This window comes from Streptomyces sp. NPDC051738, assembly GCF_044453205.1.
GTDB lineage: Bacteria > Actinomycetota > Actinomycetes > Streptomycetales > Streptomycetaceae > Streptomyces.
This window is the reverse complement of sequence record NZ_JBITCM010000003.1, coordinates 43,313-68,776: the sequence shown is the minus strand read 5'-3', so window position 1 is coordinate 68,776 and position 25,464 is coordinate 43,313. Positions and strand designations below refer to the sequence as shown.

Sequence of the window (25,464 nt, the reverse complement as noted above, 5' to 3'; positions counted from 1 at the left end):
GTCCAACTGCCGGTCGGACTGCCGTTTGACCGTCGGTTCTTGACTGTCGGTAAGTTTCAGCCGGGCAGGTCGCGGGCCATGCGCGTCGCCCGAGCGCACGCGCTTTCACCCATCACGGCAACAGCTGCCCGGACCGGCCTCCACTTAGGCAATCGGACGGCTACGCTCAAGGTCTGTACGTCGTTCGGGCGACTTGGGGAGGTAGCGGGATGACGGAGGTACGGCCCACAACGGCCGCCTCGGCTTCCCTCTGGGAGCGCGACGAGGAACTCGCCGCGGTCGAGCGGGCCCTCGACACTCTGGCAGCGGACAAGTCCTCCTCGGGCAGCCTCCTGGTGCTGCGGGCCGAAGCCGGACTCGGCAAGACGGCGCTGCTGGCCCAGACCCGCCGCCTCGCCGAGGCCCGCGGCTGCATGGTGTGGTCCGCGCGTGGCAGCGAGACCCTCAGTTCCGTCCCCTTCAACGTGGTACGGCAGTTGCTGCAGCCGGCGCTGCTGTCGCTGATGCCGGAAGAGGCGCGCGAGTACCTCGGCGACTGGTACGACATCGCCGGACCCGCCCTCGGCATAACGGACCCCGGCGAGCGCCAGGCCGACCCGCAGGGCGTGTGCGACGGCCTGGTGGCGGTCGTACGCCGACTCGCCCGGCGCGACTGGCCGCTGGTGCTGCTGATCGACGACGCCCACTGGGCCGACCAGGAGACCCTGCGCTGGCTCGCCGCGTTCGCCGAACGCCTCGGAGAGCAGAGCGTCATGGTGGTGATGGCCCGCCGCCCCGGCGGAGTCAGCGGCGACAGCGCCCGCCACCTCGACACGATCGCCGCCGCCGGCTCTTCCGTCGCCAACCTGAGCGCCCTCACCCCGGACGCCACCGCCGGCCTCACCCGCGCCACCCTGGGCGAGCACGCCGACGCCCCGTTCTGCCGAGAGGTCTGGGCCGTCACCGGCGGCAACCCTTACGAGACCGTGGAACTCCTCGCCAAGGTGCAGGACAGCGAGTTCGAGCCGACCGAGTCCGCGGCCGGCGAACTGCGCGCCCTGAACCGGGCGGCACGCGGCGGCGGCCTCGTCGCCCGTCTGGAGACGCTCGGCATCGACGCCACCCGGTTCGCCTGGGCGGCCGCCATCCTCGGCACCGGCATCTCGGTCGACCTGGTGGCCGAACTCGCCACCATGAGCGTGGACGACGCCGAGCGCTGCGCCGACCTCCTGCGCACCGCCCGCATCCTCACCGAGCCCGACCCGGCCGGGGCCCAACCGGACGACGGCGAGCTGCAGTTCGTGCACCCCCTGATCGCCACCGCCGTCTACAACTCCATCCCCGACGCCCTGCGCACCGCGATGCACGGCATCGCCGCCCGCGTCGTCACCGACAACGGTCGCGGAGCCGCGGTCGCCGCCCGCCACCTCCTCGAAGTCCACCCGGACAACGACGAGGAACTCGTCGAGCAGCTGCGCGAGGCCGCCCGCGAACACCTCGCCGTCGGCGCCCCCGACGCGGCCCGCCGCTGTCTGGAGCGCGCCCTGCTGGAGCCGCCCCTGCCCGAGGTCCACGCGCGCGTGCTCCACGAACTCGGCTGCGCCACCCTGCTCACCGCGCCCGCCACCACCATCGACCACCTCCAGACCGCCCTGGCCATGCCCGGCCTCGACGGCGACGAACGCGTCGACGCCGTCTTTCGCCTCTCCCAGGCGCTGCTCCACAACGACCAGCTGGAGGAGGCCGTCCGCACCGTCGAGGCGGAAGCCGCCAAGCACCAGGCCGGACCCGCCAAACTGCGGCTCCAGGCGGTGCAGTTCATGTGGGAGGGCATCTACGCGGGCGAGGCCACCTCACCCGGACGCTCCGCACGCCTGGCCGACCTCGCCGGCACCTGCACCGGCCGCGACAACTCCGAGCGCGCGCTGCTCATCCTGCGCGGCTTCGACGTGATGGCCCGCGGCGAGAACGCCGAGGAGGTCGCCGAGCTGTGCGACCGCGCCCTCGTCAACGGCCGCCTCGCCCCCGGGCTCGGCTGGACCGACCCGGAGTGGGGCATCGAGCTGCTGATGATGCTGGCCAACTCCTACGCCTTCACCGACCGCCTCGACCGTGCCGAGGCCCTCTACAACGAGGCCCTGCGCGCCTACGAGTCGGCCGGCTGGAGCGGCGGCCACCTCGCCCTGGCCCACGCCTACGTCGGCGTCGGACACCGCAGGCGCGGCCGGCTCCGCGAGGCCGAGGCATCCCTGCGCAAGTCGCTGGCGCTCGCCGAGCGCGTCGGCCGCCGACTGCCCCTGCACTGGTCCGCGACCTGCAACCTCGTCGACACCCTGCTCGCCCGCGGCCATGTCGATGAGGCCTGGGAGGTCGCCGAGGAGCACGGCTTCGCCCCGCCCTACCCGTCCACCATCGTCCTGCCGGACCCGCGCTCGGTCCGCGGCCGTCTGCTCATCGCGGTCGGCCGCACGCAGGAAGGCATCAACGAACTGGAGGCGGCGGAGAAGGCGGCGGCCGTACGCGGCCACCACAACACGGTTCTGGTCCCCTGGGCCGTGGACCTCGCCCGCGCCCTCGCGAGCCAGGACCCGGCGCGCGCCGCCCGGCTCGCCACCGAGGTCCGCCGCCACGCCGAGCGCTTCGGCACCGACACCGCCATCGGCGAGGCCCTGCGCTGCGCCGCCGCCCTGGAGACCGGCCAGCGCGCGGTCCGCCTCGCCGAACAGGCCGTCACCTACCTGGAGTCCTCGCCCTGCCAGTACGAACACGCGGCCGCCCGCGTCGAGTACGGCCTCGCCGCCCGCTCGTCCACGGAACTCCAGCGCGGGCTGACCCTGGCACGGTCGTGCGGTGCGGACGGGCTGGTGCTGGAGGCGGAGGCGGCGCTTGCGCTCCGCTAGGGGGCCGCGGGGGGCCGTCTGTCTTCTGCGGCGCCGTCGTGGCTGGTCGCGCCCCTGCGGCGGAGCCGCACATTGTTACAGCCCCGCGCCCCTTCAGGGCGCGTCAGATCGTCAGGAGTTGATCGGTGACCGCCGAGAGCCGCTTGCGCACCTCGGGGTCGTACGTCGCCTCGTGCGCCCGGGAAGGGCTCGTGCCGTCGAAGTACGCGCCCGTGCCCAGGTCCTGGGTCGCCAGGGCCAGGACACCCGGGGCGCCGTCGGCGACCGTGTTCCAGGGGGCGACCCCGCCTTCGCGCACCATCGCCGTGTCCATGAAGGTCGCCGGGTGGAGCACGTTCACGGCGACACCGGTGTCCGCCAACTCCTCGGCGAGGGCGAACGTATGGGCCGCCAGGGCGAACTTGGCCCGTCGGTAGGCCGCGAAGCCGTCGTATCCGCGTCGGAACTCCACGTCGTCGAAGTCGAGGGGCTCCTGGCCGACCGAGCCGACGTTGACGATCCGGGCGGGGGTGTTCGCGCGCAGCACCGGGAGCAGCGCGAGGGTCAGCGCCACGGGAGCCAAGTAGTTGACGGCGAGCCGTAGTTCGTGGCCGTCGGCGCTCAGCTCGCGCCCCGCGCCGGACGCACCCGCTCCCACGCCCGCGTTGTTGATCAGCACGTCCAGGTCGGGATGCGCGTCGGCGACATGCGCGCCCAGCTCGCGCACCTGCGTCAGCGAGGCCAGATCGGCGACGAACCCCTCGGCGTCACCCTCGGTGCGCAACTCCTCGACCAGCTGTTCCGTACGGCCAGGGTCCCGTCCGTGTACGAGGACGACGTGTCCCGAGCGGACCAGCTCGAAGGCTACGTACCGGCCGAGACCCGAGGTCGCGCCGGTGATGAGAATCGTGGACATGCCTCCACCGTAGGCACGGGGTGGAGGCATGCGCGAGGTGCTGCTGAGGCTACGACCAGCAGGGTCACCCTTCCTCTTCGGCGAGGACGCGCTGCGCCGCCGCGAACGCCGAGTTCGCCGCCGGAACCCCGCAGTACACCGCCGTCTGCAGCAGTACGGCCCCGATCTCCTCCGGCGTCAGCCCGTTGCGCCGCGCCGCGCGCACATGCATGGCCAGCTCGTCGTAGTGACCGTGCGCGACCAGCGCCGTCAGGGTGATCATGCTGCGCTCGCGACGGGTGAGCGTCGGGTCGGTCCAGATCTCGCCCCAGGCGTAGCGCGAGATGAAGTCCTGGAAGCGTGCGGTGAAGGGGGTCTGCCGGGACTGCGCCCGGTCGACGTGCGCGTCGCCGAGGACCTCGCGCCGCACCTCCATGCCCCGCTTGGCACCCCCGTCCAAGTGTGCGTGCAGGGCGGTCAGCACGGCCTCCGGACACTGCGCAGGCGCCAGATGCGAGGCGCCCGGGAGTTCGACGAGCGCGGCACCCGGCACGGCGTCCGCGATCTCCCGCAGATGCGCGGGCGGGGTCGCGGGGTCCTCGCGTCCGGCGATCAGCAGGGTCGGCGAGGAGATCTCCGCCAGCCGCTCCCGCAGGTCGAAGGCGGCGAGCGCGTCACAGCAGGCGGCGTAGGCGGCCGGATCGGCGTCCCGGTGGTCCTGGACCAGTTCAGGCACGGTGAACCCGGGCGTGAACCAGCGGGTGTTCGCGCCCTCGGCGAGCCCCGACAGCCCCTCGCGCCGCACCAGCGCGGCCCGCTCCTCCCACGGCTTCGCACCGTTGAAGTGCGCCGACGAACAGATCACGGCCAGGGACGCGACCCGCTCCGGATGGTGCACGGCGAGATGCAGCCCCACGGCACCGCCGAGCGAGACACCCGCGTACGCGAACCGCTCGATGCCGAGCGAGTCGGCGAGCGCCAGCACCAGGCGGGCGAGATCACCGACGGTGGCGCCCGCCCCGATGAGATCGGCGGCGGATCCACCGTGCCCCGGCAGATCCCAGCGCACCACCCGATGGGTGATCGACAGCTCGGGCGCGACCTTGTCCCAGAGGGCGTACGACGTGCCGAGCGAGGGGCCGAGCAGCAGCGGGGGAGCGGAAGTGGGCCCCTCGGCACGGTGGTTGAGGAGTTTGTCGGTCAACGTCGCTCCAGAGCACGGTCGGTGAGGGAACCGGCGGAACCGGTGTAGTGGGTGGGATCGAGGTCGACGTCCGCCAGCTCGGGTGCCTCGGCGAGCGGGCGCCCCGCGGACGCGAGCCGGGTGAGCAGTTCCTTGGCGCGGGCCCGGCCCAGCACCGGGGCCAGCTCCGCGGAGAGCCGCTCGGAGACGATCAACCCGCGGGTGAGATCCAGGTGTTCACGCATCACGTCGGCCCGCACCCGCAGCCCCTCGGCCAGCTCGACCGCGTCCCGCGCGGCGCCGCCGACCAGCCGCAGCAGTTCCCGCAGGGGCTCCCACTCGGCGTGCCAGGCCCCGGCCGGCCGCTCGTCCTCAGCGGCCAGCGACCCGTACAGCGTGGCCGCGAGCTGCGGCGCCCGCCGTGCGGCGGACGCGATGAGGGTGGACCGTACGGGATTGGACTTGTGCGGCATGGCCGACGAGCCCCCGCCACTGCCCTCCGCGACCTCGGCGATCTCGGTGCGGGACAAGGTGAGGACGTCCACGGCGACCTTGCCGAGCGCCCCCGCCGTGAAAGCGAGGCACCCGGCGAGATCGGCGACGGGCGTCCGCAGGGTGTGCCAGGGCAGATCGGGCGCCCGAAGGCCGAGTTCGCGGGCGTACGCCGTCGGCAGCGCGGTCGGATCGCTCGCGCCGTACGTCCCGAAGGCCGCCAACGTGCCCGCCGCGCCGCCGAGTTGGGCGGGCAGCGAGTCCCGTACGGCCGTCACCCGGTCCCGCGCGTCGAGCACCAGCGACCGCCAACCGGCCGCCTTCAGACCGAACGTCGTCGGTACGGCGTGCTGGGTGAGCGTCCGCCCCGGCATCGCGGTGTCGCGGTGCTCGGCGGCCAGCCGGGCCAGCGCCCGCTGCGTGCGGTCGAGGTCGCGGAGGACCAGGTCGAGGGTGCGCGCGGCGACCAGCATCGTCGCCGTGTCCATGATGTCCTGGCTGGTCGCGCCCCGGTGGACGTAGGGGCCGTACGTGTCGCCGACCGCCTTCGTCAGATCCGCGACCAGGGGGATGACCGGGTTGCCGCCGGCACGGGCCCGCTCGGCGAGGGAGCGTACGTCGAATCGGCCGGCGTCCGCCGCCTCCGTGACCGCCGACGCCGCCTCGGCCGGGGCGAGGTCCAGGGCGGCCTGGGCCCGGGTGAGGGCAGCCTCCGCGTCGAGCAGGGCCTGGAGGTAGGCCGTGTCGCCGGTCGCGTGGGCGGCGGGGGAGCCTGCCCACCCGGGGGCGAGCAGGCCGGTGTCGTCGGAATCGACAGAAGTCACTGGAACTCCAGGAAGACCGTCTCGCCTTCGCCCTGAAGGCGGATGTCGAAACGGTATGTGCCATCGCCCCGGTCCTCGGCGATCAGCGTGTCGCGCCGCGCCTCGTCCAGCCGGGAGAGCAGCGGGTCGGCGGCCAGCACCGCGTCGTCGCCAGGCAGATAGATCCGGGTGAACAGATGCACCAACAGCCCGCGCGCGAACACGCACACACTGAGGTACGGCGCGCTCTGCCCGCGTGCCCCCGGCCGCAGGGTCCGCGCGGACCAGTGCCCGTTGGCATCCGTCTGGATACGGCCCCAGCCGGTGAACTCCACGCCGTTGCGGCCCAGGAAGCCGCCGCTCGCCGGGTCGCGCCGCATCGAGCCGTCGACCTGCGGGAGATTGCCGTCCGGGTCGGCGCCCCACAGCTCCACGAAGGCGTCCGGGAGCGGTTTGCCCTCGCCGTCGAGGATGTACCCCTGCAGCGCGATCGTGTCCGGGTGGCCGACGGGCGCGATGTCACCGCCGCCGGGGAAGGGCAGGGCGTGGCCGTAGAAGGGGCCGACGGTGTGCGACGGAGTGGGCAGCACCGTCTCCGGACGGCTCGTGTCGATCTTCGTCATCGCAGGTCAGCGCCCTTCTTCGATCCAGGTGGCATGGGGGCCGTCGAGCACGATGTCCCAGTGGTAGCCCATGGAGAACTCCGGCACCGACAGGCTGTGGTCGTACGTCGCGACCAGCCGCTGCCGGGCCGCGTCGTCCGTCACCGACTGGATGATCGGGTCGTACGGGAACAGCGGATCGCTCGGGAAGTACATCTGCGTCACCAGCCGCTGCGTGAACGCCGAACCGAACAGCGAGAAGTGGATGTGGGCCGGCCGCCAGGCGTTGACGTGCTGGCGCCAGGGGTACGGGCCCGGCTGGACGGTGGTGAACCGGTAGAAGCCGCTGTCGTCCGTCAGCGTGCGGCCGACGCCGGTGAAGTTCGGGTCCAGCGGCGCGTCGTGCTGCTCACGCTGGTGCGCGTAGCGACCGGCCGAGTTCGCCTGCCAGATCTCGACGAGCTGCCGACGGATCGGTCGCCCGTCACGGTCGAGGAGCCGGCCCTCGACGGTGATCCGCTCACCGATCGGCTCGCCGTTGTGCTGCCGGGTGAGGTCGTTGTCGATCTCGGTGATGTCCCGCTCCCCGAACGCGGGGGAGGACAGCTCCACCAGCTCCGGGTCCTTGGTGACGTCGATCGAGATCGGCGGCTGCTTGGGGTGACGCAGAACCGAGGACCGGTACGGGGCGTAGTCGCGGCGCGGCTGGTGCTCGACGGGGGCACCGTCGGCGACACGCTTCTCGTAGGCGGCGTGCTCGGCCGCGATCTCCTGGTCGATGTCGTGCTGGGTGAGGGTCATGGGAGGTTCCTGTGGGTTCCTGACGTTCACGTCAAAGCAGGGGGTTGGTGGAGCGCCCCATAGGGGCGCGGGGCTGTATCAATATGCGGCTCCGCCGCGCGGGCGCGTCCAGCCACAACGGGCCCGCAGCCGCTGACGATGCTCAACGCTCCAGGACGAGGGCGAGTCCCTGGCCAACGCCGATGCACAACGTGGCCACACCGACCCCACCGCCCGCGCGAGCGAGCTGGTGGGCGACCGTACCGGCGAGACGGGCCCCGGAGGCGCCCAGCGGATGCCCGAGGGAGATGGCACCACCCTGCGGATTGAGGATCGCCGGGTCGAACTCGGGCCACTCGGCGACACAGCCCAACACCTGGGCGGCGAACGCCTCGTTCAGCTCCAGCACGGACAGATCGCCGAACCCCTTGCCCGCCTTGGCCAGCGCACGCGTAACCGCCTCGACGGGAGCGAGCCCGAAGTAGTGCGGATCGAGCGCCGACACACCGGTGGCGGAGATCCGGGCGAGTGGCTCGCGACCGGTCGCCTTCAGGCCTTCCTCGTCGGTCAGCAGCAGGGCCGCGGCGCCGTCGTTGAGCGGGGACGCGTTGCCCGCGGTGACGGTGCCGTTCTCCTTGCGGAACGACGGCTTGAGCCCCGCCATCGCCTCAAGCGACGCGTCGGGCCGTACGGATTCGTCGGTGCCGAAGACCTTCGGGTCACCCTTGCGCTGCGGGATGCTCACCGGGGCCAGCTCGGCGTCGAACAGACCGGCCTGCTGGGCACGCGCGGCCTTCCGATGGCTGGCGAGCGCGAACTCGTCCTGCTGCTCGCGGCTGATCTTGTGCTTCTCGGCGATCAGCTCCGCGCTCTCGCCCAGCGGGATGGTCCACTGCGGTTCCATCTTCGGGTTGACCATGCGCCAGCCCAGGGTGGTGGAGTACAGCTCGGCGTGCCCGGCCGGGAACGGCTTGTCCGACTTGGGCAGGACGTACGGCGCCCGGGTCATCGACTCGACGCCACCGGCCACGGCGATGGAGGCGTCCCCGGCCGCGATGGCGCGGGCCGCCTGGATCACAGCCTCAAGACCCGACGCGCAGAGCCGGTTGACGGTCACGCCGGGAACGCTGGTGGGCAGGCCGGCCAGCAGCGCGGCCATGCGGCCGACGTTGCGGTTCTCCTCGCCGGCGCCGTTGGCGTTGCCGAAGTACACATCCTCGATCCGAGACGGGTCCAAGTCGGGCGTACGGCCGACGAGTTCACGGATGGCGTGCGCGGCCAGGTCGTCCGGGCGGACGGAGGCGAGGGCGCCGTTGTAGCGGCCGATCGGGGTGCGGACCGCGTCGACGAGATAGACGGTGTTCACAGCAGTGCCTCCGCGACGGTCAGCTTGGCGTCGGTCTTGGCGATGATCTCGTCGACGCTCACACCGGGCGCGGTCTCGACGAGGACGAGCCCGTCGTCGGTGACGTCGAGGACGCCGAGGTCGGTGATGATCCGGTTCACACACGCCTTGCCGGTCAGCGGCAGGGCGCACTCGGCGAGGATCTTCGCCGAGCCGTCCTTGGCGGTGTGGGTCATCACGACGATGACGGTACGGGCCCCGTGCACGAGGTCCATCGCCCCGCCGATGCCGGTGATCATCTTGCCGGGGATGGCCCAGTTGGCCAGGTCACCGGTCTGCGAGACCTGCATCGCGCCGAGCACGGCGACATCGATGTGCCCGCCGCGGATCATCGAGAAGGACAGCGCCGAGTCGAAGAAGGACGCGCCCGGCAGGACCGTGACGGTCTCCTTGCCGGCGTTGATCAGGTCCGGGTCGACCTGGTCGTCGGTGGGGTAGGGGCCGGTGCCCAGGATGCCGTTCTCCGACTCCAGGATGACCTCGACGCCCTCCGGCAGATAGTTGGGGATCAGGGTCGGCAGCCCGATGCCGAGGTTGACGTACTGGCCGTCCTGGAGCTCGCGCGCTGCGCGGGCGGCCATTTCCTCACGTGTCCAGGCCATCAGTTGCTCTCCGTCCCTCGTGCTGAAGGCGCGGAAACCGTGCGCTTCTCGATCTGCTTGTCCGCGGCCTGCTCCGGGGTCAGCGCGACCACCCGCTGCACGAAGATCCCCGGCAGATGCACCGCGTCCGGTTCGATCTCGCCGGGCTCGACGAGTTCCTCGACCTCGGCGATGGTCACCCGCCCGGCCATGGCGGCCAGCGGATTGAAGTTCCGGGAGGACTTGTTGAACACCAGGTTCCCGTGCCGGTCACCCTTCGCGGCTCGCACCAGCGCGAAGTCCGTACGGATACCGCGCTCCAGTACGTACTCGGCGCCGTCGAACTCCCGCACCTCCTTCGGCGGCGAGGCCAGCGCGACCCCACCGGAGCCGTCGTACCGCCAGGGCAGCCCGCCCTCGGCGACCTGCGTACCCACCCCCGCCGGCGTGAAGAACGCAGGGATCCCGGCACCGCCGGCCCGCAGCCGCTCGGCCAGCGTGCCCTGCGGGATCATCTCGACCTCCAGCTCCCCGGACAGGTACTGCCGCGCGAACTCCTTGTTCGCGCCGATGTAGGAGCCGGTCACCCGCGCGATCCGCCCGGCCGACAGCAGGACGGCGAGCCCGGACTCCATCGCCCCGCAGTTGTTGGAGACGACCGAAACGCCGGACACGCCACGCTCGTAGAGCGCCTGGATCAGCACGTTCGGCACACCGCTCAGCCCGAAACCACCCACCGCGAGCGACGCGCCGTCACCCACATCGGCCACCGCCTCCAGGGCCGTGGCGACCACCTTGTCCATCCGAGAAGCCTCATCTCTGCGAGCTCCCAGCACCCGGATTAGTCAGGGCACTGATTATTTCTTCGAGGTTCTCCTTCACGCTGCCACTGGACCGGGAAGTCCGTCAAGACCTCGGCAAATGCGAGCCTCGGTGGAGTGCGCGCACCGCAGACAGTCTCGTCGGTGCCAGGTATTGTTCAGTGCACCGACGAATCTGATCAGGGGAGTGCGCATGGGCGCCGTGGACCTCACCACCCACCCCGGGCATCTGGCCCGGCGGCTCCAGCAGGCGCACTACCTGCTGTGGAACACGATGGTCTCCGAGGAGATCACCTCGCCCCAGTTCGCCGTGCTCAACACGCTCGTCGCCGAGCCGGGCCTGGACCAGCGGACCGTGGGGGAACGGGTCGGGCTCGACCGGTCCACCATCGCCGAGGTGATCAGCCGGCTCGGCCGCCGTGGGCTCCTCGACAAGGTGCGCGATCCTCAGGACGGCCGCCGCTTCCTGCTGCGGCTCACGGACGAGGGGCTGCGCACGCACAAGAAGCTGACCGTCCGCACGGCCCGGATGAACCAGGTGTTCCTGGCCCCGCTCTCCGCCGAGGAACAGGCCCTGTTCTTCGACCTGATCCAGCGGGTCGCGGACGCGGCCGAGGGACTCCGCAACCCGGCGGAACCCCTCGTCGCACAGCCCTGACTCCGGGGCCGCTCAGGGCGCCGTCGCGAACACCACCCACACCTGCCCGTGCTGGAAGTTCATCGGCTTGCCCTCGTGGGTCGTGAACGTCGTGCCGTCCTTGGCCGTCGGCCGCTGCCACCGCACGTCGTCGTAGGCGCGCCCGTCGCGCAGCACCGACGCCGTCCCGGAGCCCACCGTCTCGGTGTACGGCGTGTAGTTGCCGCGGGAGTCGTGGAACTCGGACTTGCGCACCTTCACGTACTGCACGATGACCGTCCCGGCCGTCATCGGCTTCCCGTCCGACGTCGCGGCGGCCTTGCCGTCCATGGCGACCAGCCAGCGGTCCTGGCTCTCGGACCAGGTGAACGTGTACCGGGCCGCCTCGAAGCTCACCGTCCGCGAGGTCTCGGCCTTGCCGCCCGCGGGGGCGGCGCCGAAGCGGAAGCCGGTCGTCAGCACGCTGGTGCCCGGCGCGGATGACATCAACCGGTCGGGCCGCAGGTAGAGGTTGTGCGGCGAGCGTTTGTACGGGCTGCGGAAGTAGGCGTCGGACGCCTTGCCGGGCGGCTCCGCCTGCAGCGGCGCCTTGTTGATCAGCGGCATGAGCTTGCCCTGCGCCCCCGAGAAGGCGAGCGTCGGCCGGTCGAACTGGCCCAGCAGCTCGAGGTCGGTCTCGCGGGCGCTGCGCACCGGCCCGATGACCTTCGGCAGCTTCTGCGCGTACACCGCCATCAGCCGGCTGAGCCCGGCCTCGACCTGCTCGACGTAGATGATGTCCGCCTCGTTCAGGCCGGTGTGGGGCCGCGCGGCGCTGACGTTGTCGATCTTCACGGCGAGCACCGCCCCCTGGGCCTGCCGGCTTCCGCCCTCGCTCGACCCCGGTGACTGCTCCTGGCCGCGCCCGTCGTCGCGTGCGCCGTCGGACGTCGTGCAGCCGGCCGCCAGCGCGGCGCTCAGTGCGGCGGCCAGCAGCGCCGTCGTCGTGGCGCGTCTTGTGCGCGTCGCTCGTTGCCTGACCTTCATGGTCACCCGCCACCACCCGCCCAGTCCGTCTCGTTAATTGTGTGCTTATCAGTTCATTAGTGCCCACGGTCGATCGCTTTCGACCGCCCGGTTCACTCCGCTGGTCGCCCCTGGTTCGGGTGGCCGGTCGGTGGTTCGGCCGGTCGGTGTATGCCGCGCGGACCGCCGGGGTACCCGGCGGCCACCGGACGCGCGGAGGCGCGCGAGTGACGGAGGGAGCGCGCGGCGATGAAGGCAGTGACCTGGCAGGGCAAGCGCGATGTGCGCGTGGAGAACGTCCCGGATCCGCAGATCCAGGAGCCGACGGACGCGGTCATCCGCATCACGTCCAGCGGACTGTGCGGCTCCGACCTGCATCTTTACGAGGTGCTCACCCCGTTCATGACCCCGGGCGACATCCTCGGCCACGAACCGATCGGCATCGTCGAGGAGGTCGGCGCCGGGGTGCCGGACCTACAGGCGGGCGACCGGGTCGTGGTGCCGTTCCAGATCGCCTGCGGCAACTGCTGGATGTGCCTGACCGGGCTGCCGACCCAGTGCGAGACCACCCAGGTCACCGGCGAGGGCATGGGCGCCGCCCTCTTCGGCTACACCCGCCTGTACGGCTCGGTGCCGGGCGCCCAGGCGGAGTACCTACGGGTCCCGCAGGCGCAGTTCGGCCCGATCAAGATTCCGGAAGGGCCGCCCGACGACCGCTTCGTCTACCTCTCCGACGTCCTGCCCACCGCCTGGCAGGCGGTCCGCTACGCCGAGGTCCCGAAGGGCGGCAGCATCGCCGTGCTCGGCCTCGGCCCCATCGGCGACATGGCCTGCCGGGTCGCCCAGGTGCAGGGCGCCGGGCGCGTGTTCGGCGTGGACCTGGTGCCCGAGCGGCTGCGGCGGGCGCGCGAGCGGGGTGTCGAGACGTACGACCTGCGAAGCTTCCACGACGAGAAGGAACTCGTCGCCGCCATCCGCGACGAGACCGACGGCCGCGGCCCCGACGCCGTGATCGACGCGGTCGGCACCGAGGCGCACGGCAGCGCGGCCGCCCGGCTGGCCCAGCAGGCCTCCGCGATGCTGCCGCGGAAACTGGGCGGCCCGCTCGCCGAACGCTTCGGCGTCGACCGGCTCGCCGCACTCAACACGGCCATCCACCTGGTCCGGCGCGGCGGCACGATCTCCCTGTCCGGCGTGTACGGCGGCACCGCCGACCCGCTGCCGATGGTCACCCTCTTCGACAAGCAGCTCCAGATCCGGATGGGCCAGGCCAACGTGCGCCGCTGGAGCGACGACATCCTGCCGTACCTGACGGACGAGGACCCCCTCGGCGTCGACGACTTCGCCACGCACCGCGTGCCGCTGAGCGATGCCCCGCACGCGTACGAGATGTTCCAGCGCAAGCAGGAGGGCGCGGTGAAGGTGCTGATGAAGCCCTGAAACCCGCTGCTGCTTCTGATCAGGCCGCTGTTTCTGATCAGGCCTGCGGCGCGAAGATCTCCGCCAGGTCGTAGCGGACCGGCTCCTCCAGCTGCGCGTAGGTGCAGCTCTCGGGGGTGCGGTCCGGGCGCCAGCGGCGGAAGCGGGCCGTGTGCCGGAAGCGCACGCCGTTCTCCATGTGGTCGTAGGCCACCTCGGCCACCCGCTCCGGCCTCAGCGGTACCCAGGACAGGTCCTTCTTGCCCGACCAGCGGCTCGGCGCGCCCGGCAGCCGGGCCGACTCGTGCGCCGCCTCCTCGGCCCAGGCCGCCCAGGGATGCCCCGCGGCATCCGCCATACGCAGCGGCTCCAGCTCCTCGATCAGCTCCGCGCGCCGCTTCATCGAGAACGCGGCCGACACGCCCACGTGCTGGAGGGTGCCCTGGTCGTCGTGCAGGCCGAGCAGCAGGGATCCCACGATCGGTCCGCTCTTGTGCAGGCGGTAGCCCGCGACGACGACGTCCGCCGTCCGCTCGTGCTTGATCTTGAACATGGCGCGCTCGTCCGGGAGGTAGCGCAGGGTCAGCGGCTTGGCGATCACCCCGTCCAGCCCGGCACCCTCGTACTGCTCGAACCACCCTTGCGCCGTTTCGATGTCCGTCGTCGCCGGCGCCACATGCACCGGCTCCGTCACCCCGGACAACGCCATGGTGAGCAGCGCCCGCCGGTCCGCCAGCGAGGTCTCCAGCAACGACTGGTCCGCCAGCGCCAGCAGGTCGAAGGCCACGAACGACGCCGGCGTCCGCTCGGCCAGCATCCGCACCCGGGAGTCCGCCGGATGGATGCGCTCGGTGAGCGCGTCGAAGTCGAGCCGCCCCTCCCGCGCGATCACGATCTCCCCGTCCAGCACGCACCGCTGCGGCAACCGCTCCTTCAGCCCCGCAGCCAGCTCGGGAAAGTACCTGGTCAGCGACTTGGTGGTACGGCTGCCCAGCTCGACCTCGGCCCCGTCGCGGAACACGATCGCCCGGAACCCGTCCCACTTCGCCTCGTACTGCATGCCCGGCGGGATCTTCGGCACCGACTTGGCGAGCATCGGCTTCACGGGCGGCATCACCGGAAGGTCCATGGTCCGATTCTGCGCGCACAAGGCAGCCGCCGCCCAGTGTGCGAGGGGTGGGCGCCGGGCCTACCGTGGCTCGCATGGGTGAAGCGGTGGAGCTGGAGGCGGGCGGCCGGAAGGTGCGCCTGTCCAGTCCCGGCAAGATCTTCTTCCCGGAGCGCGGCTTCACCAAGCTCGACCTCGCCCAGTACTACATCGCCGTCGGCCCCGGCATCCTGCGCGCCCTGCGCGACCGGCCCACCACACTGGAGCGCTACCCGGACGGCGTGACCGGCGAGAACTTCTTCCAGAAGCGGGCGCCCAAGAACATGCCCGACTGGATCCCCACCGCCCACATCACCTTCCCCAGCGGCCGTAGCGCCGACGAGATGTGCCCCACCGAGGAGGCCGCCGTCCTGTGGGCCGCCCAGTACGGCACCCTCACCTTCCACCCCTGGCCGGTCCGCCGCGACGACGTCGACAGCCCCGACGAACTGCGCATCGACCTCGACCCGCAGCCCGGCACCGACTTCGACGACGCCGTCCGCGCCGCCCACGAACTGCGCGCCGTCCTCGACGAGTTCGGCGGCCTGCGCGGCTGGCCCAAGACCTCCGGCGGCCGGGGCCTGCACGTCTTCGTGCCCATTGAGCCACGCTGGACCTTCACCCAGGTCAGGCGCGCCGCCATCGCGGTCGGCCGGGAGCTGGAACGGCGGATGCCGGAGCAGGTGACGATCAAGTGGTGGAAGGAGGAGCGGGGCGAGCGCATCTTCGTCGACTACAACCAGACCGCCCGGGACCGGACCATCGCCTCGGCCTATTCCGTACGGCCCCGCCCGCACGCCCCGGTCTCCGCGCCCCTGCGCTGGGACGAGGTCGGCGTGGCCCATCCCCAGGACTTCGACATCGCGACCATGCCCGCGCGCTTCGCCGAACTCGGCGACGTGCACGCGGACATGGACGACCATCGCTTCTCGCTCGACGCGCTGCTGGAGCTGGCCAACAAGGACGAGCGCGACCACGGGCTCGGCGATCTGCCGTACCCGCCCGAGTATCCGAAGATGCCGGGCGAGCCGAAGCGGGTGCAGCCGAGCCGGGCGAAGAAGGAGGCGCCCCCGTCACAGGCGCCTCCCTCGGAACCTACAACTCCTTGATCCGGATGTCCCGGTACGAGACCACATCCGTCGTGCCGTGCACCTGGAGCCCGACGTAACCGGAGGCGAACCTGCGCCCGTCCGTGCCCGGGTCGTCCGAGCGGGGCGGGACGAAGTCCTGGCCGCCGATGTTGTCGAACTCGTTGATCAGCACGCCGTTGCGGTAGACCGAGTAGTGCTGGTCGACCACGCGGATCTCGTAGTCGTTCCACGTGCCCTTCTGGGTGACGCCGGCACCGGCGAGCCCCACCCGGTCGAAGCCGTAGACCGAGCCCGTCTTGTACATGTCGCCGTCAGGACGGTCGAGCACCTGCACCTCGTGCCCGTACTTGATGGCGACCCACTCGGGCCGTGACTCCTCGGCGTGGTCGTGCACCCACGGGAACCGGACGAAGACGCCCGAGTTGGCGTTGCCGGTGCCCGGAGCGTCGTCACGCCACTGCAGCTTGAGCGAGAAGTCGCCGTACTTGCGCTCGGGGAACCACAGCATGCCAAGGCCCGCCTTGCTGGTTCCGCTGGTGATCGAGCCGTCGGCGTTCTGCGCGAACGAACCGCCGCCCACCTGCTGCCACTTGGCGAACGACTCCGCGCTGCCGTCGAGGATCGTGCGGTAGCCCTCGGTCTGGCCGGGCTTGCCGATCCCGGACTGGCGGGCGGCCTTGCGGACGGCGTCGTACTCGCGCTGGTCGACGACCCCTTCCTTGAGGAGCTTGTCCAGGACCGTCGTCACGTGCTTGAGGAACAGCGCGTGGGACGTCCACTCCTTCTCGTCCTCGATCAACTCGTTGATCCGGCATCGGCTGTTGGTGAGCCGGTTCGGGACACCCGAGTCGACCGTGCCGACGATCACTGTCAACCGCTCGTCGAACTCTGGGCAGTTGGGCGCCGGAACCTGACCGGATACGACGGTGAAGGTCACCGTGCGGGCCGCCGAGGTGTTGCCCGCCTTGTCCGTCGCCCGGTAGGCGAGGGTGTGGGTGCCCGCGCGGTCGACGACCACCGGGGCGCCGTACGCGAGGTACGGTCCGCCGTCGATCGAGTACTCGATCCGGTCGACCCCCGAGCCGTGGTGCTCGTCGGTCGCCGTGACGGTCACCTTGGCGTTGCCGACGTACGCCCCCGACGAGTTCTTCGTGCCCTCGACGGTCACACCGGTCACCGGCGCGGTCGTGTCCGGCTGGGGCGCCGCGACCACCGTGAACCGCACGTTCTTCTCGGCGGCGACGTTGCCCGCCTTGTCGGTGGCCCTGTAGCGCACCGTATGAGCGCCAACCTCGTGCACCATCACGGGCGCGGTGTACGGCTGCCAGGCGCCGTCGCCGATCGCGTACTCGATGGTGTTGACGCCGGAACCGGTGTCGGAGGCGGACACGGTGACGGTCGCCATGTCGATGTACGTGCCGTCGGGGTTCTGCTCACCGCTGACGGTCGCCGAGGTCTCCGGCGCCGTCGTGTCGTCGGTCGACGGTGGGACGACCGTGAACTGGGCGCTCTTCTCCGCCGAGACGTTCCCCGCCTTGTCGAGGGCGCGGTAGCGGATCTTGTGGTCGCCGACCTGGTCGACGACGACCGGGGCGGTGTACGGCTGCCAGGCGCCCGCATCGCCGATCGCGTACTCGACGCGGTCGACCCCGGAACCGCCCTCGTTGTCCGTGGCATGGATGGCCACGCTCGCCGAACCGACGTACTGCCCCTGCCCGTTCTGTACCCCGCTGACGTGCGCCGACGCCTCGGGCGCCGTCGTGTCCTCGCCACTGCCCTCGGTCACCACCAGGATGCCCTGCATCTGCCCGTGACCGGGGATCGTGCAGTAGTAGCGGTAGCGGCCGGGGGTGAGCGTGACCTCGGCGGTGTGCTTGCCGCCCTGGTCGTCGTTCGGGTTGGCGAGGATGTTCAGCTGGACGTCGTTGTTGAACTCCGGGTCGGAGGTGTCGAACGTCAACGTGTGCGGCATTCCGGTGGTGTTGCCGGTCGCCGTGCTGTTCTCGAAGACGATCGTCGTCTGACCGGCGACGGCTGTCGCGGGAGCCGTCGTGTACTTGGTGATGTCGTCGCCCGCGGTCCAGGTGAGCACCTGCGCGGCGGCCGCGGTCGGGGTCGGGGCATCGGGCTGTCCGGCGGCGACGGGCGCGGACTGCAGCCCCAGCATCACGAGCAGTACGGCCACCAAGGCCGTCCAGACTCTTCGTTGACGGCGTCTGCGGATCACTGGGCTCCTCCTCTCGCCAGCTGGTCGGCGGCCGGAGTCGCTCCGCCGCCCGTGTAAGTGACCCGCCACAGCGCCGACTTGGCGTCCGAGGTGAAGAACCCCCGGCCGTAGTCGAGCACGTACAGCGCGCCGTCCGGACCGAACCTCCAGTCCATGAGGTTCTTGATGCCGTCGTTGCCGATCGGCACGATCTTCTTCAGCGACTCCGAGTGAATCGGCAGACCGCCGTCACCGTGCGTCTTCGGGTCGGTGATCACCGCGTTGCGCGGCTGGTCGGCGTCGTAGAAGTCGCCGACGAACCACTTGCCGTCCCAGTAGGCCGGCCACCTGGTCCCGCTGGTGCTCGCCGCGTCGTACCGGTAGACCGGCCCGTTCATCGCGGCCTGGCCGCCGCCCTTGAGCCATGGCAGCTGATAGGTGGACTCCTCCTGCTTGTACGACGGCACGCCGTTCGCGTCGCGCGGGAAGTCCGGGGCGCCGCCCTGGGGCGAGTACCAGATGTTGTTGCCGGTGACCGGCGGGAGGTTGACGAGGCCGTCGTTGTTCGGCGACTCGTTCTTCGGGTGGTCGCAGTCGTACCAGCCCAGCGGCTTGCTCGGATCCGTCAGATTGCGGTCCCGGTAGGGCTGCTTGTTGCCCATGCAGTACGGCCAACCCCGGTTGCTCGCCTTGGTGATGACGGCGAACGTGTCGTACTTCGCCGGGCCCCATGTGGTCGAGGGCGCCGAGGCGTCCGGGCCGACCCAGCCCGCGTAGAGGACGTCGGTCTGCTTGTCGACGGAGATGCGCGCCGGGTTGCGGACGCCCATCACATAGATCTCGCCGCGCGTCTTGCCGCCGCCCTCGTCGGTCTCCTCGCCGGTGAAGAGGTTGCCGTCCGGCAGGGTGTACGTGCCGTCCGGTTCCGGGTGGATGCGCAGGATCTTGCCGTTGAGGTTGTTGGTGTTGCCGGCGGTGCGGCGCGCGTCGGCGAAGGAGACGCCCTTGTAGTTGGGCTCGGGGTTGTTGCCCGAGTAACCGTCGCTGAAGCCACTGGAGTTGTTGTCGCCGGTCGCGATGTACAGGTTGCCCTTGGAGTCCCAGGCCATCCCGCCGCCCGAGTGGCAGCAACTGTGCACCTGCACCGGCCACTTGAGCAGCACCTTCTCACTGCTCAGGTCCAGCTTGTTCGTGGCCAGGTCGAGCGTGAAGCGGGAGACGCGCCGCTCGGCCATCCGTGTGTCACGGTTGAGCTGGGAGTGCGGGGTGTAGTGCAGATACACCCAGCCGTTCTCCTCGAAGCGCGGGTCGAGCTCGATGCCGAGGAGCCCCTCCTCGACCTTGATCAGCTCGTCGCCGCCGCCCTTGTTGCCGAAGACCGTGAGCGCCCCCGCCAGGGTGACCTTCTTGGTCTGCGGGTCGTAGACGTGGATCTCGCCCTGGCCCTTGCCGATGTCCGGGTTGTTCCAGTCGGTGACGACCGGCTGGGCGGAGTCGGCGCCGCCCCGGCCGATGTAGAGGACGCGGCCGTCGGGGGCCGTGACCAGGCCGTGCGGTTCGCCGATCTGGTCGTTCTGGCCGGGTTGGTTGGGCTGCGTGAGGCGCTCGGCCTTGTAGTTGCCGGTGATGGTGGCCTTGCAGTCGGCCTGCACCAGCCGGGTCGTCCACAGCAGGGCGCCGCGCAGATGCGTACGGAAGTCGGTCTCGTCGTACGACGACACCGTGCCGCCCATGCCGGTGTAGAAGGAGCGGCCGCCGTCGTAGTCGCGGCACCAACTCACCGGGTGGTCCCAGCCGTTCTTGCTGTCACCCGGCTGGTACGTCGACTCGCGCACCCGGGCCACGGTGTGCACCTCGCCCGACGGGTTCTTCGTCCAGTTGAACCACTGGTCGGGACGCTTCCACTGCACCGGCAGGTCCTTGGTGGCGGGATGCCGCCGGTCGCCGACCTCAACCACCGCACGCTGTACGGCCGTTGGGCTCGCGGCGGCCGGGCGGGCGCCGACGAGGCCGGTGAACCAGTCCGAGTACGGCTCGGCGCGGGCCGCGTCATGGATGCCGACGAAACCGCCGCCCGCCTCCATGTAGGCCTCCAGGCCCGCCTCCTGCTCGGGATCGAGGACGTCGCCGCCGCCCGTGAGGAACACGATCGCGTTGTAACGGCCCAGCTTGGTCTCGTCGGTGAAGACCGAGGCGTCGTTCGTGGCCTCGGTCTTGAAGCGCTGGTCGGCCGCGCCGGACAGGCCGATCTTCTCGATCGCCTCGATGCCGGCGTTCACCAGGGGCGACTCCTCGCCTGCGGCCGCGGATCCGTAGAAGACCAGCACACGCACATTCGCGCCGCCCGGCGGCGACTTGACGGACATCGTTGTCAGGGGTGGCTCCGGGGCCGGGCGCGCGTCGGCGGCCGGGGCCGACATCAGCCCGGCGGCGACGATCCCGGCGGTCACGGTGGCCACCCAGGTCTGTCTTCTTGTGCTCAAAGCTCTTAAGCGCATGGGCACCTCCACGGTCACAGCAACAGCGACAAGGAAGCTAGACCCCTTTGAACGGCTCGCCAATACCTATGACCGCACTGGGACCAACTTTGTCCTGAGTGTGGATAAACGAGGGGACGGCCGGTACCGTCTCAGCGGTTCATCCCCGTAAATTCCGTACCGCCGTGGGGAGTTCGGCATGGACAGACGCAGCTTCAACAGGCGTACCTTCAACAGAGGTGTACTGCTGGGTGGCGCGACCGCCGCGACATCGTTGTCGCTGGCATCGGCACCCGAGGCCATGGGTGCCGACACACCACCGAAGACGGCGCCGGCCGGCGGTGAGGTCCGGCACCTCAAGCTGTATGCCGAGAAGCTCGCCGACGGACAGATGGGCTACGGCTTCGAGAAGGGCAAGGCGACGATCCCCGGCCCCCTGATCGAGCTCAACGAGGGCGACACCGCGCACATCGAGTTCGAGAACACGATGGACGTGCCGGTGAGCCTGCATGTCCACGGCCTCGACTACGAGATCACCAGCGACGGCACGAAGCTGAACAAGAGCGACGTCGAGCCCGGCGGCACCCGCACCTACACCTGGCGCACCCACGCCCCCGGCCGTCGGGGGGACGGCACCTGGCGGGCGGGCAGCGCCGGTTACTGGCACTACCACGACCACGTCGTCGGCACGGAGCACGGCACAGGCGGCATCCGCAAGGGTCTGTACGGGCCGGTGATCGTGCGGCGCAAGGGCGACATCCTCCCGGACGCGACCCACACCGTCGTCTTCAACGACATGCTGATCAACAACAAGCCCGCGCACACCGGCCCCAACTTCGAGGCCACGGTGGGTGATCGCGTCGAGTTCGTGATGATCACGCACGGCGAGTACTACCACACCTTCCACATGCACGGTCACCGCTGGGCGGACAACCGCACGGGCATGCTCACCGGCCCCGACGACCCGAGTCAGGTCATCGACAACAAGATCGTCGGCCCGGCGGACTCGTTCGGGTTCCAGGTGATCGCGGGGGAGGGGGTCGGCGCGGGGGCGTGGATGTACCACTGCCATGTGCAGAGCCACTCGGACATGGGGATGGTCGGGTTGTTCCTGGTGAAGAAGGCGGACGGGACGATTCCGGGCTACGACCCGCACGAGCACGGTCATGAGCCGAGCTCGGGGGCCGCGCACGAGCACTGAGGGATCATGGCCGGGTGACGCTCGTTCTGACGCGAAGTGACCTGGAAGCCGTACTGGAGCCGGAGGCGTGCCTGGCAGCGCTGAGCGAGGGATTCCGGTGCGCGGACGCCGTATCGGTCGCGGGGCAGCGGGTGCGGACCGATCTGCCGTTCCCGGGCACTGCGACCGCTCTGCTGCCCGGACTCCTGCCGGGCGTCGAGGCATACACGGTGAAGGTCAACGCCAAGTTCCCGGGCGCGCGGCCCGCCCTGCGCGGGGTGATCTGCCTGCACAGCGGACGGGACGGCGAGCTGCTGGCGCTGCTCGACTCGTCGACGGTCACCGCATGGCGTACGGGGCTGGCGGCGGCGTTGGGCACGCATGCGCTGGCCGGGGCCGGAGAGGTCCTCGGCGTGATCGGCGCGGGGGCGCAGGCCGAGCTGATGGTGCGAGGGCTGGCGGTGCTGCGGCCGCACCGTGCACTCGTCGTCCATGACACGGACCCCGGGCGGGCCTCCGCGTTCGCCGAACGGCACGACGGCCGGGCCGTGGGCTCGCCGCAGGAGGTCGCGGCGGCGGCCGACACCGTACTGCTGGCGACCTGGGCCCGGACCCCGTTGCTGCAGCTGTCGGACACACGGGTGGGCCAGCACTTCACGAGCGTGGGTGCGGACGAGCCCGGCAAGCAGGAGCTGGCGGACGACCTGCTGCGAGCAGCCCTGCTGGTCGTGGACGACCGGGAACTCGCCGCGAGCATGGGGGCGTTGGCGGCGGCGGGACTTCCGGCGTCGGCCGCCGACGCCACGCTCGGGGACGTGCTGCGGGGGGAGCATCCGGGGCGGGTGAGCGCCGAGGGCCGTACGGTCTACGCACCGGTCGGGCTGCCCTGGCAGGACTTGGCGCTCAGCCGGCTGGCGTATCGGGCGGCGGAGCGGGCGGGCGTCGGGCGGCGGGTGGATCTGCTGGCGTGACCGGACCGTCCCGGACCATTCCGGCGGGCTCCGGTGATGTTCGTCGCGGGTGTGGCTCCGCCTGTGCGAGAGCGCTCTCACGAGTCCACCCACCTCGGGGCTATCCTGATCCGCAGCCACCGAGGAGGAGCCGCGCAGTGACCGAGACCGCCCCGCGTCCCACCCTGGAAGCCGTGGCCGAACGTGCCGGGGTCTCGCGGGCCACCGTGTCGCGGGTGGTCAATGGCGGCGACGGGGTGCGGGAACCGCTCGTCGAGCGGGTGCGCAAGGCGGTGGAGGAGCTCGGGTACGTACCCAACCAGGCCGCCCGCAGTCTGGTGACCCGGCGGCACGACGCCGTCGCGGTCGTCGTGGCCGAACCGGAGACCCGCGTCTTCGCCGACCCCTTCTTCGCCCTGCAACTCCGGGGCATCAGTAAGGAGTTGACGGCCCACGACAACCAGCTGGTGCTGCTGCTGACCGAGGGGCGCGACGACCACGCCCGCGTCGCCCGCTACCTCGCCGGCGGGCATGTCGACGGGGCGCTCGTGTTCTCGCTGCACCTCGACGACCCCCTGCCCGGACTGATCCAGCGCGCCGGAGTGCCCACCGTGTTCGGCGGACGGCCCGACTGGAGCGGCGACCGGCGGAGCGTGGTCTACGTCGACAGCGACAACCGGGGCGGTGCGCGAGACGCCGTACGGCACCTCATCGGCCTCGGCCGCAGCCGCATCGCGCATATCGCCGGCGCCCTCGACCAGACGTCGGCCGTGGACCGGCTCGACGGATACCGGGACGTCATGGTCGACGCCGATCCGCGACTCATCGCCGAGGGAGACTTCACGCCGGCCGGCGGCGAGCGGGCGATGCGAGAGCTGCTCGCCCGCTGCCCGGACCTGGACGCGGTGTTCGCCGCCAACGACCTCACCGCGTCGGGGGCGTTGCGGGTGCTGCGCGAGTCGGGGCGGCGGGTGCCGGACGACGTCGCCGTGGTCGGGTTCGACGACATGCTGCCGGTGGCGGAGCAGACCGACCCACCGCTCACGACGGTCCGTCAGGACATCGAGGAAATGGGCCGGTTGATGACCCGCCTGCTCCTGCGCGGACTCGACCGCCACTCAGCCGACCAGGGCATCGGCGCCGCGCCGTCCAGCGTCGTGCTGCCTACGACGCTGGTGCGGCGGGCATCGGCGTAGGCCCTCCGAGGCGGGGCTCAGGGCACGGACGCGCGCAGGGGCCCCGCGGTCGTCCGGCCGCCGTGCAGTGCGAGCCGTTGTCCCGGGAACCGTTCGCGGAAGCCGCGGTCGTGTGAGACCGCGACCACTGCCCCCGGGTATGCCGCGAGCGCCGATTCCAGGTCCTCGACCAGGTCGAGCGCGACGTGGTTGGTCGGCTCGTCGAGTACGAGGAGGTCGGCGGGCCGGGTCACGAGGTTCGCGATCTGCAGCCGCCGCTGCTGGCCCGCGGACATCGCCGCGACCGGGACGTGCAGGTCCTCCTCACGGAACAGACCCAGCGCCAGCAGCTGTTCGGCGTACTCGTCCGGCAGCCCGGGCCGCCCGGCAGCGAAGGCGGCGAGCAGCGGGAGCCGGGTGGAGCGTGCGGGCAGCTCCTGTGGCAGGTACCCGATGCGGGCGGGACGGCGCACCGCGCCCGCGTCCGGCTCCAGGTCGCCGGCCAGGACGCGCAGCAGTGTCGTCTTGCCGGCCCCGTTCTCTCCCGTGACCAGCAGCCGCTCCCCGGACGCGACGGACAGCAGCCCGTCCAGCCGCAGCCGCTCGCCGACCGCCACGCCGTCGAGTTCGGCGAGCGGGCGCTCTACGGGATGCCCGCCGTCCGCTGCCGGCAGAGCCGACGTGAACCGCAGGGGCTGTGGCGGCGCCGCCACCGGGTGGCGCCGCAGCTGGGCCAGCCGCTCGCGGACCGCGCGTACCTGCCCGCCGAGCTTCGCCTCGTGCGAGCGGCGGTGCTTGCCGAAGCCCTGCCGCGGATCCTTGCCGGTGGTGGCCAGCCGCTTCCCGGCGGCGTCCAGCAGCTCCTCGGTACGGGCGACCTCCTCAAGCCAGTCCGCGTGTTCCTGCTCCGCGCGGCGTCGGGCGGCGGCCTTCGCGGCGCGGTAGCCGGCCCAGCCGTCGCCGTACCGGTGCACGGTGCGCGCGTCGCGGTCGACTTCGAGGATCGTGGTGGCGATGCGCTCCAGGAAGCCGCGGTCGTGCGTAACCGCGACGACGGTGCCGCGGTGTGCGCGCAGATGCTCCTCCAGCCAGCGCACGGCCGTCGCGTCGAGGTGGTTCGTCGGCTCGTCGAGGAGCAGCAGCTCGGGGGCGGCGGCCAGGACGCAGGCGAGCGCGAGCCTCGACTGCTCGCCGCCGGAGAGCGAGCCGAGCACGCGGTCGCGGGTGATGCCGGCGAGCCCGAGCCCGTGCATCGCGGCGTCCACGCGGACGTCCGCCTCGTAGCCGCCCCGTTCCTCGTATGCGATCAACAGCTCGCCGTACGCGGCGAGTTCGCCTTCCGACGCCTCCCCGAGCCGCTCCTCCGCCGCGCGCAGCCGGCGCTCCATATCGCGCAGGTCGGCAAGGGCGAGGTCGACCGCGTCCCGCACGGTGCGGTCGGGATCGAGGTCGAGGGTCTGGGCGAGGTGACCGGTGCCGCCGGGGAAGCCGACGGTGAGCTCCCCGGCGTCCGGCGTCTCGATCGCGGCGAGCAGCCGGAGCAGGGTGGACTTGCCGGAGCCGTTCTCGCCGATGACGGCGGCCTTCTCGCCCGGGCGGACGGTGAAGGAGACCTGGTCGAGGACGAGCCGGGTGCCGCAGGACTTGGTGACGCCCTTGACGGACAGCTGCGCCACGGCAGCGGGCATGGAGGCATGGGCGCGTTCGCGCATGTGACTTCCCCTGAGGGTGTGAAGGGTCTACGGGCGGCGAAGACG

Annotated in this window: 20 protein-coding genes; 7 read left to right on the top strand and 13 right to left on the bottom strand. The window is 71.3% G+C overall.

Annotated elements, in window-relative coordinates; genetic code table 11:
- Window positions 1–209: 209 nt before the first annotated feature.
- Complete coding sequence (locus tag ACIA8X_RS08190; protein ID WP_399458008.1) at window positions 210–2,879, top strand: ATP-binding protein; 2,670 nt, start codon at window positions 210–212, stop codon at window positions 2,877–2,879.
- Between the two features lie 103 nt (window positions 2,880–2,982).
- On the opposite strand, the gene ACIA8X_RS08185 is transcribed toward ACIA8X_RS08190, so the two are convergent.
- The 8 genes from ACIA8X_RS08185 to ACIA8X_RS08150 form a co-directional block, all read right to left on the bottom strand.
- The gene (locus ACIA8X_RS08185) at window positions 2,983–3,774 is read right to left on the bottom strand and encodes an SDR family NAD(P)-dependent oxidoreductase (RefSeq protein ID WP_399458007.1); all 792 of its coding nucleotides are present in this window, start codon (window positions 3,772–3,774) and stop codon (window positions 2,983–2,985) included.
- A gap of 64 nt (window positions 3,775–3,838) precedes the next feature.
- Window positions 3,839–4,957 (bottom strand): 3-oxoadipate enol-lactonase, encoded by a 1,119-nt coding sequence (gene pcaD, locus ACIA8X_RS08180; protein ID WP_399458006.1) that lies wholly within the window; start codon window positions 4,955–4,957, stop codon window positions 3,839–3,841.
- The gene (gene pcaB / locus ACIA8X_RS08175) at window positions 4,954–6,252 is read right to left on the bottom strand and encodes a 3-carboxy-cis,cis-muconate cycloisomerase (RefSeq protein ID WP_399458005.1); all 1,299 of its coding nucleotides are present in this window, start codon (window positions 6,250–6,252) and stop codon (window positions 4,954–4,956) included. Before pcaB ends, pcaD begins: the two co-directional genes overlap by 4 nt.
- Window positions 6,249–6,854: a protocatechuate 3,4-dioxygenase subunit alpha gene (gene pcaG, locus ACIA8X_RS08170; protein ID WP_393444499.1), complete on the bottom strand. Its 606-nt coding sequence runs from the start codon at window positions 6,852–6,854 to the stop codon at window positions 6,249–6,251. Before pcaG ends, pcaB begins: the two co-directional genes overlap by 4 nt.
- Before the next feature lie 6 nt (window positions 6,855–6,860).
- Entirely contained in the window at window positions 6,861–7,634 is a 774-nt protein-coding gene (pcaH, locus tag ACIA8X_RS08165; RefSeq protein WP_393444497.1) for a protocatechuate 3,4-dioxygenase subunit beta, read from the bottom strand.
- A 142-nt stretch (window positions 7,635–7,776) separates the two neighbouring features.
- The gene (locus ACIA8X_RS08160) at window positions 7,777–8,979 is read right to left on the bottom strand and encodes a thiolase family protein (protein ID WP_399458004.1); all 1,203 of its coding nucleotides are present in this window, start codon (window positions 8,977–8,979) and stop codon (window positions 7,777–7,779) included.
- Window positions 8,976–9,620: a CoA transferase subunit B gene (locus ACIA8X_RS08155; RefSeq protein ID WP_393444492.1), complete on the bottom strand. Its 645-nt coding sequence runs from the start codon at window positions 9,618–9,620 to the stop codon at window positions 8,976–8,978. The genes ACIA8X_RS08160 and ACIA8X_RS08155 overlap by 4 nt, the downstream gene beginning before the upstream one ends.
- Window positions 9,620–10,402 carry a CoA transferase subunit A gene (locus ACIA8X_RS08150; protein ID WP_393444489.1) on the bottom strand — a complete coding sequence of 261 codons (783 nt, stop codon included), beginning with the start codon at window positions 10,400–10,402 and terminating at the stop codon, window positions 9,620–9,622. Before ACIA8X_RS08150 ends, ACIA8X_RS08155 begins: the two co-directional genes overlap by 1 nt.
- Window positions 10,403–10,613: 211 nt before the next feature.
- Between ACIA8X_RS08150 and ACIA8X_RS08145 the strand changes: the two genes are divergently transcribed.
- Window positions 10,614–11,078: a MarR family winged helix-turn-helix transcriptional regulator gene (locus ACIA8X_RS08145; RefSeq protein ID WP_393444487.1), complete on the top strand. Its 465-nt coding sequence runs from the start codon at window positions 10,614–10,616 to the stop codon at window positions 11,076–11,078.
- 12 nt (window positions 11,079–11,090) lie between these two features.
- Here the strand turns inward: ACIA8X_RS08145 and ACIA8X_RS08140 are convergent, their stop codons facing one another.
- Window positions 11,091–12,083, bottom strand: coding sequence for a DUF3048 domain-containing protein (locus tag ACIA8X_RS08140; protein ID WP_393444485.1), 993 nt, complete (start codon window positions 12,081–12,083; stop codon window positions 11,091–11,093).
- A gap of 228 nt (window positions 12,084–12,311) precedes the next feature.
- Between ACIA8X_RS08140 and ACIA8X_RS08135 the strand changes: the two genes are divergently transcribed.
- Complete coding sequence (locus ACIA8X_RS08135; protein WP_393444483.1) at window positions 12,312–13,502, top strand: zinc-dependent alcohol dehydrogenase; 1,191 nt, start codon at window positions 12,312–12,314, stop codon at window positions 13,500–13,502.
- A gap of 37 nt (window positions 13,503–13,539) precedes the next feature.
- On the opposite strand, the gene ACIA8X_RS08130 is transcribed toward ACIA8X_RS08135, so the two are convergent.
- Window positions 13,540–14,610 (bottom strand): ATP-dependent DNA ligase, encoded by a 1,071-nt coding sequence (locus tag ACIA8X_RS08130; RefSeq protein ID WP_399458003.1) that lies wholly within the window; start codon window positions 14,608–14,610, stop codon window positions 13,540–13,542.
- A gap of 74 nt (window positions 14,611–14,684) precedes the next feature.
- Here ACIA8X_RS08130 and ligD point away from each other — a divergent pair, with 74 nt between their 5' ends.
- Window positions 14,685–15,737: a non-homologous end-joining DNA ligase gene (gene ligD, locus ACIA8X_RS08125; RefSeq protein WP_393444479.1), complete on the top strand. Its 1,053-nt coding sequence runs from the start codon at window positions 14,685–14,687 to the stop codon at window positions 15,735–15,737.
- On the opposite strand, the gene ACIA8X_RS08120 is transcribed toward ligD, so the two are convergent.
- Window positions 15,724–17,886: an OmpL47-type beta-barrel domain-containing protein gene (locus ACIA8X_RS08120; RefSeq protein WP_399458193.1), complete on the bottom strand. Its 2,163-nt coding sequence runs from the start codon at window positions 17,884–17,886 to the stop codon at window positions 15,724–15,726. The genes ligD and ACIA8X_RS08120 overlap by 14 nt on opposite strands.
- A gap of 56 nt (window positions 17,887–17,942) precedes the next feature.
- Window positions 17,943–20,423, bottom strand: coding sequence for a ThuA domain-containing protein (locus tag ACIA8X_RS08115; protein WP_399458002.1), 2,481 nt, complete (start codon window positions 20,421–20,423; stop codon window positions 17,943–17,945).
- A 178-nt stretch (window positions 20,424–20,601) separates the two neighbouring features.
- Here ACIA8X_RS08115 and ACIA8X_RS08110 point away from each other — a divergent pair, with 178 nt between their 5' ends.
- The 3 genes from ACIA8X_RS08110 (at window position 20,602) to ACIA8X_RS08100 (ending at window position 23,728) form a co-directional block, all read left to right on the top strand.
- Entirely contained in the window at window positions 20,602–21,603 is a 1,002-nt protein-coding gene (locus ACIA8X_RS08110; RefSeq protein WP_399458001.1) for a multicopper oxidase domain-containing protein, read from the top strand.
- A 14-nt stretch (window positions 21,604–21,617) separates the two neighbouring features.
- A complete protein-coding gene (locus tag ACIA8X_RS08105; RefSeq protein WP_399458000.1) occupies window positions 21,618–22,553 on the top strand; it encodes an ornithine cyclodeaminase family protein in 936 nt (311 codons plus the stop codon).
- A gap of 137 nt (window positions 22,554–22,690) precedes the next feature.
- A complete protein-coding gene (locus ACIA8X_RS08100; protein WP_393444471.1) occupies window positions 22,691–23,728 on the top strand; it encodes a LacI family DNA-binding transcriptional regulator in 1,038 nt (345 codons plus the stop codon).
- Between the two features lie 17 nt (window positions 23,729–23,745).
- Here ACIA8X_RS08100 and abc-f read toward each other — a convergent pair whose 3' ends face one another.
- Window positions 23,746–25,419, bottom strand: a complete 1,674-nt coding sequence (gene abc-f / locus ACIA8X_RS08095) for a ribosomal protection-like ABC-F family protein (RefSeq protein ID WP_399457999.1) — start codon at window positions 25,417–25,419, stop codon at window positions 23,746–23,748.
- Between the last annotated feature and the right edge of the window lie 45 nt (window positions 25,420–25,464).

Coding starts and splice junctions, on each gene's coding strand:
- ACIA8X_RS08190 (WP_399458008.1), top strand. CDS start 210: ATGACGGAGGTACGGCCCACAACGGCCGCCTCGGCTTCCCTCTGGGAG.
- ACIA8X_RS08185 (WP_399458007.1), bottom strand. CDS start 3,774: ATGTCCACGATTCTCATCACCGGCGCGACCTCGGGTCTCGGCCGGTAC.
- pcaG (WP_393444499.1), bottom strand. CDS start 6,854: ATGACGAAGATCGACACGAGCCGTCCGGAGACGGTGCTGCCCACTCCG.
- pcaH (WP_393444497.1), bottom strand. CDS start 7,634: ATGACCCTCACCCAGCACGACATCGACCAGGAGATCGCGGCCGAGCAC.
- ACIA8X_RS08155 (WP_393444492.1), bottom strand. CDS start 9,620: ATGGCCTGGACACGTGAGGAAATGGCCGCCCGCGCAGCGCGCGAGCTC.
- ACIA8X_RS08150 (WP_393444489.1), bottom strand. CDS start 10,402: ATGGACAAGGTGGTCGCCACGGCCCTGGAGGCGGTGGCCGATGTGGGT.
- ACIA8X_RS08145 (WP_393444487.1), top strand. CDS start 10,614: ATGGGCGCCGTGGACCTCACCACCCACCCCGGGCATCTGGCCCGGCGG.
- ACIA8X_RS08140 (WP_393444485.1), bottom strand. CDS start 12,083: ATGAAGGTCAGGCAACGAGCGACGCGCACAAGACGCGCCACGACGACG.
- ACIA8X_RS08135 (WP_393444483.1), top strand. CDS start 12,312: ATGAAGGCAGTGACCTGGCAGGGCAAGCGCGATGTGCGCGTGGAGAAC.
- ACIA8X_RS08130 (WP_399458003.1), bottom strand. CDS start 14,610: ATGGACCTTCCGGTGATGCCGCCCGTGAAGCCGATGCTCGCCAAGTCG.
- ligD (WP_393444479.1), top strand. CDS start 14,685: ATGGGTGAAGCGGTGGAGCTGGAGGCGGGCGGCCGGAAGGTGCGCCTG.
- ACIA8X_RS08120 (WP_399458193.1), bottom strand. CDS start 17,886: ATGCTGGGGCTGCAGTCCGCGCCCGTCGCCGCCGGACAGCCCGATGCC.
- ACIA8X_RS08115 (WP_399458002.1), bottom strand. CDS start 20,423: ATGCGCTTAAGAGCTTTGAGCACAAGAAGACAGACCTGGGTGGCCACC.
- ACIA8X_RS08110 (WP_399458001.1), top strand. CDS start 20,602: ATGGACAGACGCAGCTTCAACAGGCGTACCTTCAACAGAGGTGTACTG.
- abc-f (WP_399457999.1), bottom strand. CDS start 25,419: ATGCGCGAACGCGCCCATGCCTCCATGCCCGCTGCCGTGGCGCAGCTG.